The organism is Aurantibacter sp., from assembly GCF_039941195.1.
Lineage (GTDB): Bacteria > Bacteroidota > Bacteroidia > Flavobacteriales > Flavobacteriaceae > Aurantibacter_A.
The window spans coordinates 22239-34120 of sequence record NZ_JBDVFA010000007.1 but is presented as its reverse complement, the minus strand read 5'-3'; the positions used below and the strand labels follow the sequence as shown (position 1 = coordinate 34120).

At 30.9% G+C, this 11882-nt stretch carries 9 protein-coding genes; 8 read left to right on the top strand and 1 reads right to left on the bottom strand.

Going from position 1 to position 11882, the window contains the following annotated elements:
- The first annotated feature begins 86 nt into the window (after positions 1-86).
- The 8 genes from ABJF52_RS00705 (at position 87) to ABJF52_RS00670 (ending at position 10353) form a co-directional block, all read left to right on the top strand.
- Positions 87-1418 carry an arylsulfotransferase family protein gene (locus ABJF52_RS00705; RefSeq protein ID WP_348144818.1) on the top strand — a complete coding sequence of 444 codons (1332 nt, stop codon included), beginning with the start codon at positions 87-89 and terminating at the stop codon, positions 1416-1418.
- An 11-nt stretch (positions 1419-1429) separates the two neighbouring features.
- Entirely contained in the window at positions 1430-1582 is a 153-nt protein-coding gene (locus ABJF52_RS00700) for a hypothetical protein (protein ID WP_348144815.1), read from the top strand.
- A 78-nt stretch (positions 1583-1660) separates the two neighbouring features.
- Positions 1661-1969 carry a hypothetical protein gene (locus tag ABJF52_RS00695; RefSeq protein ID WP_348144813.1) on the top strand — a complete coding sequence of 103 codons (309 nt, stop codon included), beginning with the start codon at positions 1661-1663 and terminating at the stop codon, positions 1967-1969.
- On the top strand, positions 1944-2960 hold the full coding sequence (locus ABJF52_RS00690) for a sulfotransferase (RefSeq protein WP_348144812.1): 1017 nt from the start codon (positions 1944-1946) through the stop codon (positions 2958-2960). The genes ABJF52_RS00695 and ABJF52_RS00690 overlap by 26 nt, the downstream gene beginning before the upstream one ends.
- A 126-nt stretch (positions 2961-3086) precedes the next feature.
- Positions 3087-4367, top strand: a complete 1281-nt coding sequence (locus tag ABJF52_RS00685) for a nucleotide sugar dehydrogenase (RefSeq protein ID WP_348144809.1) — start codon at positions 3087-3089, stop codon at positions 4365-4367.
- A gap of 225 nt (positions 4368-4592) precedes the next feature.
- On the top strand, positions 4593-6035 hold the full coding sequence (locus ABJF52_RS00680) for an MBOAT family O-acyltransferase (RefSeq protein ID WP_348144806.1): 1443 nt from the start codon (positions 4593-4595) through the stop codon (positions 6033-6035).
- A gap of 3 nt (positions 6036-6038) precedes the next feature.
- Entirely contained in the window at positions 6039-6944 is a 906-nt protein-coding gene (locus ABJF52_RS00675; RefSeq protein WP_348144805.1) for a hypothetical protein, read from the top strand.
- Positions 6945-7254: 310 nt separating this feature from the next.
- On the top strand, positions 7255-10353 hold the full coding sequence (locus tag ABJF52_RS00670) for a PKD domain-containing protein (protein WP_348144802.1): 3099 nt from the start codon (positions 7255-7257) through the stop codon (positions 10351-10353).
- A gap of 12 nt (positions 10354-10365) precedes the next feature.
- Here ABJF52_RS00670 and ABJF52_RS00665 read toward each other — a convergent pair whose 3' ends face one another.
- Positions 10366-11616 (bottom strand): right-handed parallel beta-helix repeat-containing protein, encoded by a 1251-nt coding sequence (locus ABJF52_RS00665; RefSeq protein ID WP_348144799.1) that lies wholly within the window; start codon positions 11614-11616, stop codon positions 10366-10368.
- Between the last annotated feature and the right edge of the window lie 266 nt (positions 11617-11882).

The following is an 11882-nucleotide window of genomic DNA, read 5'->3' as shown; positions in this document are numbered from 1 at the left end:
AGGTATTATGACGAAAAAATATCTTATTTAACCAATTTTTAATCTGAGGGTATAAATTTTATAAAATATCTCATTTACTTTGTATCATGAAAAAATTGCGTATTGCATTTATTGGGATTGTTGGATTATTTTTCTTTTCTATTTTATTAGCCTCAAGTGTTCGTAATATATATATGGCTGGTGATAATGGCAAATCTAGGTTAGGTTTTCTAGCTCAACCCATTAAATTTATGGCAGAAACTCCATCGATTATTAAGACTATTTTATCCGCTCCTGAATTTATTGTTACAAATTCAGAAGCAAAAGGTGGTTTAGATTATTCTAATGGTGTTGATACTAAATCATATCCTAAATTGTTAGTATCCTATAAGCAGAAGGAATTTGGTCAAGAATTTGAATTGCTTGATTTAAAAAACGGTAAGTCAATAAAAAAGTGGAGTCCCGATAATGCCTCGTTATATGAACAAGCATTTAACGAAGACAATCCTAGAAAACCAAGTAAAGGTAGTGACCTATATTTTATGCACCCTTTAATGAGTTCAGACAGTTCTTTAATGTTCACCTCACAACTTACTAGTTTGCTTGCTAAGATTGATAAAAAAGGCGAATTGCTATGGCTTAAAAATGACAAAACATATCACCATACACTTGAGAGTAATAATAACGGTAAAATTTACACTTGCACTAGACCATTTATTTCTGGCAAGTATGATTTTCTTCCTGGTGAATATGATGAATATAAGCATACATTATTAGATGACACAATTTCAATTATTGAAGAAAATACTGGAGACGAGATTTTTTCAAAGTCCGTAATTGAAATATTAGTAGAAAATGGCTACAAAAAGTTGTTGCTTTATAAAGGTCAAATTATTAGCGATCAAATTCACTTAAATGATATTCAACCTGCTTTAACTGATTCTGAATTTTGGAAAAAAGATGACTTATTAATTTCATGTAGAAATTTAAGTGCCGTTTTTCTTTATAGACCAAGTACCAATAAAATATTATGGTTACAACATGGCCCATGGACAAATCAACATGATGCCGATTTTTATGAGAATGATAAAATAGTAGTTTTCGGAAATGATGTTATTCGCGAAGAGAGTATTGTTGATGAAAGACTAACACATTCAAACTTATCTTTTACAAAAGAGAAACAACATAACGAAATTTATGTTTATAACTTCGTGAATGACTCTACATCAACACCATATTCAAGATTAATGAGCAAAGAAAAAATAACTACCTACACATCAGGTCGTTGTGACATTCTTGAGAATGGTGATGTTATTATTGAAGAGACTAATAATGGTAGAATTATTATTGGTGATTCAATAAACAAAAAAGTAGAATATGTTAAGCGCTTGGATGAAGGACATATTTCAAGTTTGTTTTGGAGTCGCATTATTAATTAAAATAAATTATTATGTTTTTATATTTAGGACCCGGATTGGGTGGCGGAATTGTAGCAGTAATTACAGGAATTTTTCTAACATTTTTTGCATTTTTAGTTGCAGTGTTTTGGCTTCCGATTAAGCGTTTTTTCGGATTTATCAAAAATAAATTTAAAAAAGGATAAATTGTGGAATATGCCGTACTAGTACTATTAACAATAGTCTCATGTATTCTTTTCGAATATTCTGGGTTAACTGCGACAATGAAAACTCTTATAGCTTCTTATAAGGGACAATTCAAATTGATGAGTGATAAAACCCTTAGTGACGAAGAGAAACAAAAACAATTAATGCAACTAGTATCTGAACAAATAAAATTGCTTGGTAAACTAATATTTGGCATACTATTGTTTGTGGCCCCATTTTTAAGCTTATTCTTTCTTCAAAAAATAAGCGCAAGATTAAATCCAGATATTCTAATTACTTGGTGGGGACTTTTAATACCTATCATTACCGTAATCATCTATCTTTTTATTAAAAAAAATTATGGCAGGCTATTCAGCAACCGATAAATTCTTACATAAATTTTATTTAGACAATTACAGCATTTCTAAGGCAACTTTAGAAATGGAAGAAATACTTCATGGCACTAATGCTAAAAAACTGGAAGTAAATCAGTATGTTTTTGTTACTGGTCTGGCAAGGTCGGGAACTACAGCTGTAATGCGCAAAATTTTCCAAACTGGCAATTATGCCTCACTGCAATATTCTAATATGCCTTTTCTTTTAAGTCCAAATCTATGGAACAAAAAATCGAAGATTGAAGCACATGAAAGAGCCCATAAAGACGGAATTATTATAGATGGAAATTCCCCAGAAGAATTTGATGAATATTTCTGGAAAGCTTTTCTAAAAGATGCTTATATCCAAGAGAATGGCTTAAGTATTAATGTGATTGATAATAATATCCAAGAGAAGTATAAATCGTATATAAATTTAATTTGTCTTGCAAAAGGAAAGACAAATTATGTTTCAAAAAACAATAATAATGTTTTAAGGTTGGATACCTTGAGAAAAATTGATAATGCAAAAATAATTTTGCTTTTTCGAAATCCATTATCTCATGCAGCTTCGTTAATGAAACTTCATAAAAGTTTTTCAAAAGATCAAGAAGATGATTCATTTGCCTTAGATTACTTTAATTATTTGGGTCATCACGAATTTGGCTTAAATCATAAACCTTTTTTATTAACAAAAGAGTTCGAAACCTATAGAAATAAATTTGATAAAGAAGATCTCAATTATTGGTTGGCAATTTGGTTAAATTATTATAGTTATCTTAAAGAAAATCATCAACCTAATGATATTTTCATATGCTTTGAAGATTTAATTTCTGAACCGGATATTGTATTCACAAAATTGGCTGAAAAGTTAAAAATTGATTCTTTAGGCAATAACAAAAAACATACACCTTCAGTATATCCGGAACCACTATGCGATAAAGAATTATTGGAAGAATGTATGAACGTTTATAATTCTTTAAAAATGCACACTGAACAGTAAATTTAAACTAGTTTTGTGTTGTGCATAATTGTCGTAAAAAAATTACTTCTTTTTAGCTTATGCGCATTAAAGTGTTCAAATAATATAGCACTTGATAATAAATAAATAGGGTAATTAAAAACAACAATGAATAATCCTAAAATAGCAATTATTGGGCTTGGTTATGTAGGACTTCCTTTAGCAACCTTATTATCAACAAAATATAAAGTAATTGGTTTCGACATTAATCAAAATCGCGTAAATAATCTAAAATCGGGTATTGATGACACCCTTGAAATAGAACATACAACTTTGCTTAGTCTGCTTATAATTGATAGACAAAAAACCAAAGGGTTTTATCCAACTTATAATCCGCAAGATTTACAAGATTGTAATTATTTTATTATTACTGTACCAACACCTGTTGATAGTTCAAACAAACCCGACCTAACATCACTTTTAACTGCAAGTGAAACTGTTGGTAAATACATCAAGAAAAACGATATAATTATATTTGAGTCTACAGTCTTCCCAGGTGCTACTGAAGAAATGTGCGTCCCAATATTAGAACGTTGTAGTGGTTTAGTTTTTAATGAAGATTTTTTTGTAGGATATTCACCAGAAAGAGTAAATCCTGGAGATAAAAAACATACTATCGATAAGATTCTTAAAGTTACTTCAGGGTCCACTAAAGAATCTGCAAAAAAAATAGATAGTTTATATGCTTCAGTAATTACTGCTGGCACACATTTAGCTCCTAGTATAAAAGTTGCAGAGGCGGCAAAGGTTATTGAAAACTCTCAACGTGATATAAATATTGCGTTTGTCAATGAGCTTGCAAAGATTTTCAACCTAATGAATATCGATACTAATGAGGTTTTAAAAGCTGCGGGTACTAAATGGAATTTTTTACCTTTTAAACCAGGTCTAGTAGGTGGACATTGTATTGGTGTTGACCCCTATTATCTTGCCCAAAAAGCTCAAGAATATGGTTATCACCCAGAAATTATTTTGGCTGGACGACGTATGAACGACGGCATGGGCAAATATGTGGCATCAGAAGTAGTAAAGTTGATGTTAGAGCGCGATATAATTATAAAAGGATGTAAAATATTGGTATTAGGAATAACTTTTAAAGAAAATTGTCCTGATGTTAGGAATACTAAAGCAGTTGATTTAATTAATAGCCTCTCAAGCTATAATAGTGAAATTACAATATATGATCCTTGGGCTTCTCCGGCAGAAGTATTTGAAGAGTACAACCTACATACCACTAATATGTGCCCAAATGGGACTTATGATTCAATTATTTTGGCAGTAGCGCATAAAGAATTTTTAGCCATTGATATAAGAGCTATGCTTTCTCCAAATGGAATACTTTATGATGTTAAAGGTGTACTCGATTGTGAAGTTGAAGGCGGACTGTAGGAAATACAATTTTCAAAAAAAAAATTTGTTGACTCTTAATTATTAAAGTTGATAATCAAATATTTCACTTTCATTTTGAATAATATTATTATTATAAATGCGTTCTTCTATAGCATTATTACATTAGGTGCTAATACCTTATTATTTTATATCTAAAATAACATACAAAGATTTAATTATAATTAATTCTTTATATATAAAAACATATTCTCCAAATTATAATATATGTTATTTAATTCTTTGGATTTTGCCATTTTCTTACCAGTAGTATTTTTGCTATACTGGTTCGCTACTCAAAAAAATTTAAAACTTCAGAATTTCTTAATTGCCGCAGCGAGCTATTTTTTTTATGGCTGGTGGGATTGGAGGTTTTTATCTCTAATTTTATTTAGCACATTAGTAGATTATTCTATTGGGGTTGCATTAAGAAGAAATGAAAATATTAGAATTAGGAAGACTCTATTATGGATTAGTATATTAGTAAACTTGGGGTTTCTAGGTTTTTTTAAATATTACAATTTCTTTTTAGATAATTTTTTAGAGGCTTTCGCATTTTTTGGTAAAGAAATAAATGCCAATTCATTAAATATTATTTTACCTGTCGGGATTAGCTTTTATACATTTCAAACTTTAAGCTATACCATAGATGTTTATCGTAAACAACTAGAACCTACTAAGGATTTTATTGCTTTTGCAGCATTTGTTAGCTTTTTCCCGCAATTGGTTGCTGGACCAATAGAAAGAGCGACTAACTTACTACCTCAATTTTATGAGAAAAGAAAATTCGATTATGCGAAAGCAGTAGATGGAATGCGACAAATTCTTTGGGGACTTTTTAAAAAAATTGTGATTGCCGATAATTGTGCTGAATTTGCTAATATAATATTTAACAACTCAGATAACTATTCTGGTAGTACCTTATTACTAGGTGCACTATTTTTTACTTTTCAAATATATGGTGATTTTTCTGGTTATTCTGACATAGCTATCGGTACTTCTCGTCTTTTTGGCTTTAATTTAAAACGAAATTTTGCTTTCCCCTATTTCTCCAGAGATATTGCAGAATTTTGGCGGCGCTGGCATATGTCATTATCTACTTGGTTCAGAGATTATTTATATATACCACTTGGAGGAAGTAGAGGCGGTACTTTGATGAAAATTAGAAATACGTTTATTATTTTTATAGTCAGTGGATTTTGGCACGGTGCTAATTGGACATTCATTGTGTGGGGAGCTTTAAATGCAATTTATTTTCTTCCACTTCTATTATTAAATAAAAATAGACAAAACATAGGTATTGTAGCCCAAGGAAAAATATTTCCTCGCTTAACTGACTTAATAAATATTATATCAACTTTTCTTTTAACTATTTTAGCTTGGATTTTCTTTAGAGCCGAAAACATTGCACACGCCTTTAATTATATTGCCGATATTTTTACATATAAATTATTTAATGTTCCAGAGGTACTACCTAAAACTATTCTAATTACAATTATAGTTTTCACTATGATAGAGTGGATTCAAAGAGAAAGGGAACATGCATTAGAACTTTTTAAATCAGATGAATTTTTAATTCAACCAGTTCGTTGGGGAATATATTTTGCGATAATTATATCAATCTTTTCTTTAGGAGGTTCCCAACAAGAATTTATATATTTTCAATTTTAAAAAATGACGAAGTTTATAAAAAAAATATTATTCTTCATTAGTATTGGAATTCTTATTGGAGAATTAATTACTCGGATTTTTGTTTTAACATCTGATATTCCAGAACGGTATATAGATCAAAATGGAATACAAAAGTATATTCCTAATCAAAATGGTCAATGGATCGGTGGGGAACATAGTTGGCAAATTAATAAAACAGGTTGGCCAGGTCCATTACCTAAAGAATATAAAAATCTAATAACCATAGTAGGAGATTCATATATTGAAAATTTTATGAATCCGGATAGTTGCCATCAAGGGGTATTATTAAAAGACAAACTGCCTGAATACAATTTCTTTGAAGCCAGTCGCTCGGGTGTTTCTCTAATTGAAGCAATGGAAATAACCAGAGAACTAGATTCCTTAAATCCAATTCAACAATTAATTTATTTAGGTGAATCAGATTTTAAACAAAGTATATTACAAATAAAAAAGCACTCTGATATAACCCAATTGGATATAAAAAAGGAAAAAGTTATTAAAGGATTAATAAAAGGATCTTTTCTCAAAAAAATACTTTATAATTTTAAATTTGCCTACTATCTTTTCAATAAAATATCAGCGAAAAATACTCACTCAAAGGCCATAGCTATACCTAAAAAAGATATACCTAAAAACGACATAAAGTTGTATCATAAATTATTGGACTATATCAAAAGAAATTATAATACAACAAAGGTTATATATATTATTAAACCTAAGACACCTAAGTATATTACAAGTCTATTACAACAATTAAATTATAATTATTTGGTATTAGATTCATCAAATGATTCTTCTTGGAGTTTTGATTTTGATGCTCATTGGACCTGTTATGGACATGAAAAAGTGGCCCAACAGATTGCAGATTCTAATATATTTATCGACTAATTCAATCCTTATATATTAATCTTCCTTACAAAAAACAGTAGTCTTCTCTTGTAATCGTAAGAAATATAATACCCAAGCTGCGTTTCATCGAAAATTTTCTAAATAAAATGTTAAATAAAAAAATATTAGCATCCGTTCATCCTATAAATTAGGTATATAATCAAGATTCTGGTAACAATAATATTTAACATTTCACGTTTATTGTGTTCGAATCGTGTATTTCATCGAAAAAATGAAGTTTTTCATCGATTATTTAAGCTATTTGCTTAGCATTGCAAAATTGCCAACTAAATAAAGTTTAACACACTAAATGAATTTCCATCCCACACGCCTTAATAGGCAACTTATTGTTTCATTTTTACTTTCATTAGGACTTGTAATTTCTTGCAGTAAAGACAGTGATTTAATTGATGATGCATTGTTCAACAACGCTTCTCAGTCTATTGAAGATCGCCAAACTGTAACCGAAGAAACTCCTGTAGAAGAAGAACCAATAATTGAAGAAGAAGAATTGGTAATTGAAGAAGGAATTAATGATATTGAAATAGATTTAGAAAGTAGAACAACAACTTTTCCAGCAAAATATGATGCGCATTATCAAACTGGTAAAAGTTACAATCAACATATAGTTCGCTTAGAAGAAGGCAATAGAACAAGTTATTTAATGTTTGATTTGAGTCAAATAGATTCAATTGGAGGCCAAATTACTGCGGCAAAACTTCAATTTACTATAAATAGTGATGATGGTGATGGAACTATAAATGTTCACAAAGGTAATACTGAGGATTGGACAGAACATAATCTAACATCAATTCCGGAAGCTGAAATTGAAATTGGTAGTATTATAAAACAATATAAAATTGGAGCTACTGAGGAAATTGAATTAGAAGCTGAACAATTAGAACCCAAATTATCAACTTTAATATTAGATCATGAAGATGGTAACGATTTGGCTTTTGCATCAAAAGAGCACCCGACTGTAGACGGCCCAAAATTAATTGTGACTTATGACGCACCAATAGATTCAGAACAAATTGTGGTTAGTGAAATACTCTCAACGGAAGAAGAGAATATTGTTGAAGAAGAAATTAATGAAGAAATCTCTACAGATGATAATGAGAGTCCTATTGCTATTGCAGATGGCAATCCTTCTACAGGTACTGCTCCTTTAAAGGTTACTTTCAAGGGAAGTAACTCTACAGACAACACAAAAATTGAAACCTACAAATGGATTTTTAATGACGGTACATCTTCAACTGATGTAAATCCCGAGCATACTTTTGAAAAAGCTGGTGAGTACGAAGTTGAATTGACTGTCACCGATAATGAAGGAAATTCCAATACAGATACAGTAACAATCACAGTGAATGATGAAGATAATGAAGCACCAAAGGCTGTTGCTTCTGCAACTCCTAATTCCGGCGTAGCTCCCTTGAAAGTGCAATTTAAAGGAAGTAATTCTACAGATGATAATGGTGTAAAAAGTTATGCATGGGACTTTAATGATGGTAAAAAAGCGACGAACGCGAATCCAGAGCATACTTTTGATGAAGTAGGTGACTATAAAGTATCACTTACAGTTACCGATGAAAATGGCCTTTCTAGTACTAAAACAGTTACCATAAAGGTATCCAAACCTGAGGAGAATGAAGCTCCAAAAGCAGTAGCGAGTGCAACACCAACTTCTGGCTTAGCCCCATTAGAAGTGCAATTTAAAGGAAGTAATTCTACAGATGATAATAAAATTACTAGTTTTAAATGGGACTTTAAAGATGGTTCAACAGCTACTAGTTCTAATCCATCACATACCTTTATAAAAGCTGGTGAATACAATGTATTATTAACCATTAAAGATGAAGAGGGGCTCTCAAGTAATAAAACAGTAACTATTAAAGTTTCTGAACCAGCTGAGAACGAAGCTCCTAATGCGGTAGCTTCAGCTACTCCAACTTCAGGTGATGCTCCGTTAGAAGTCCAATTTAAAGGAAGTAATTCTACGGATGACACTAAAATAACCAGTTATCATTGGGATTTTAAAGATGGTTCATCTTCTACAAGTTCCAATCCGTCGCATACATTTAACAATGCGGGTTCTTATAGTGTGAAACTTACCGTAAAAGATGCTGAAGGTTTAACTAGTACAAAAACCATTACTATTACCGCAAATGAAATTAGCAGTGGAGGAGATAATGGTGGCAGCAATGGTAATTATCCATCGCATGCAGTATTTGCATCAAATTATGGTTTTAAATCTGGTGATGCAACCTCAGCTTTTGAAGCAGCTTTAACTTCTGGTAAATCTTATGTAGTTATAGATAAACAAAGTAGTGATTGGGTAATTAGACCAACGCGAATTTTTGACTTATCAAATATGACGATCGTATTTGAATCTGGAGTAACATTAAGAGCTAAATCAGGCGCGTTTTCTGCATCAGATGCGGTATTATTTGAAATGTTTAGATCCAAAAATGTTACCATAGAAGGTAACGGAGCTATTTTTAGGATGAATAAATCGGAATATAATAGTGGTGAATCACGCCACGCACTTTCGATTCGACAAGGTGATAACGTAAAAGTAAATAATTTAACTCTACGGGATAGTGGTGGCGACGGTTTATACATTGCTGGTGGTAATAGTTTGAACTATTCAAAAAACATTACAATTAACAATGTATCCTGCTTAAATAACCGCAGAAATGGTATGAGTATTATAAGTGCTCGTAATGTATGGGTTAATAATTCAGATTTTTCCCAAAGTAACGGTACCAATCCTGAGACAGGTGTTGACCTTGAGCCTAATACAAATAATGAAGAATTGGTGAATATCAATTTTAATGGATGCAAATTCTCAAGCAATGACAGTGCTGGATTTCAAATTTCACCTCATAAACTTAATGGCTCTTCACCATCGATGAGTGTAAAAGTTAGTAATAGTAGTTTTAGTTATAATTCGAAATCCACCAATGGTAAACCAAATACCGAAATTTATTTAAATCCCGGAGACCAAACTAATCCAGTACAAGGAACAGTTACTTTTGAAAATGTTAAATTTAATGGTAGTCAGCATAGAGTACTATTTAGTAAGAAAAGATCTAATGAATACAAGGTAGTATTTAGAAATTGTTCTGCCTACGATGTTATCAAGAGTGGTGGTAATGCTCCAATAGAATTGCAGAGGCAATCAGGATCTAATACAGTAGGAAATTATGAGTTTAGTAATTTCTATTTGGAATATAATAAAAATGAGCCCTTTTTGGAAATTTTAGCACCTAGCTCTGGTTTTACTGTAAAAAACATTAGTGGTAGCTTTACAATAAAGGAACCTTATGATAATTCGATAAGATACACCAACGGCTATAATGCTTCTAAAAATGTGAATGTCAATATTAGCGCTAAACATATAAATTAAATAGAAATTATATCAATCTATTTTATTTAGTTTTAATATGACATTTTCATTTATTTTCGGGTCATATTTTATATATTCAAGCTGATTCAAATCCCCTTTATATGTTATATCTGCATAGATATCCTTTAGTGTAAGTGTACCCAATCTTGAACCTCGTACAGATATTAAGGGTACCTTATTTTGACTTGAAACATTTAGCTTTTTAAATATAAACCCGCCCAACGGTCCTTGATTCTTATAATAATCAGTAACCTCCAAATAAATTATTGGCATCGATTCATTTTGACTCATATTATTTGCTGTACAATCAACTAATTCAACGGAAAATGCATCAGCCCTCTTTCTACTATACAGTAGCCCCCATTTGGAATTTTGAATCATACAATCTTTAAATTTTACCGCACCTTTTACCGGACTAGATTTGTTCGCATCAATGACTAACTCAGCCGGTACTCTTGGATTATCAGCCGATTGATTATTGACTAACACACAATTATCAACAAATATTGAAATATCTTCAGATTTCGCTGTTAATTTATGAAGTGCAAGTTTAATTCCTGGGCCATAATTATTTATAAAACGAGAATTACTTATTTTAATATTATCAATAATATCTTCTGGCCTATTTGGTTCAATGTCTAAACCGGCACCAGGAAGTGTACCAATTGTTTCTGAAAAAATAGAATTATTTATTTGAATGTTTTTACCACTAATAATACTTAAGCCCTGACGTTTATTATTAAGAGATTTTATATTATCTATAATTATATCTTCACAGAAAATTCTAGACTTGCTTCCTGCAATATAAATTCCATCCCCCCCACTATCTCGTAGCGTTAAATCCTTTATTTTGAAATTCACACAACCGCGTAAGCTAATGACATGCCTCCACTCTCCTGTTGTATATTCCTCTTTATTCATACATATTTTAGCAGCGTTCCCAAAAATTTGAATGTTTTGGCTATCAACAAAACTAAAGAGCGCATCTGACGTTTTTAAAAACACAGAAGACTTTGCAAGTATTTCTACCCCCTCTTCAAAAACAATTACTTTATTTTTTAGTTTGTTAAACTTCATAGGCGGCAATATCCATGGGCTTCCTAACTTATCGACAATTATAGTATCATTAATTGATAATAAGGCTTCCCTAATATCACTTTCTGGATTACGGTTATTTAGAGATGATACTACGACAGATTGACTAAAAAGATTTGATGCTACTACAATAAAAAAAGCGAAAAATAAAAATCTGACTTTGTTCATTTTGTACTTATGTTTAAAAAAGGTTATACCAACTTATGCAAAGTTGGCGTTTATTTTAACTCAAAAATTAAAACTTACTAAAAATTAAAATAAAGATGTCTTTTGTCGAATGGTAAAATTCGTTAAACGGATAAAACAACATTTTATCGATGTTTTTTGTAGATAAGATTACTGTTCATCTATTAAATGATACACCTCACAACAAAACAAGATAAAGACTGTTTAAAGATTAAGTATAGAAATGCTAATCATTGTTAAAAATGTTA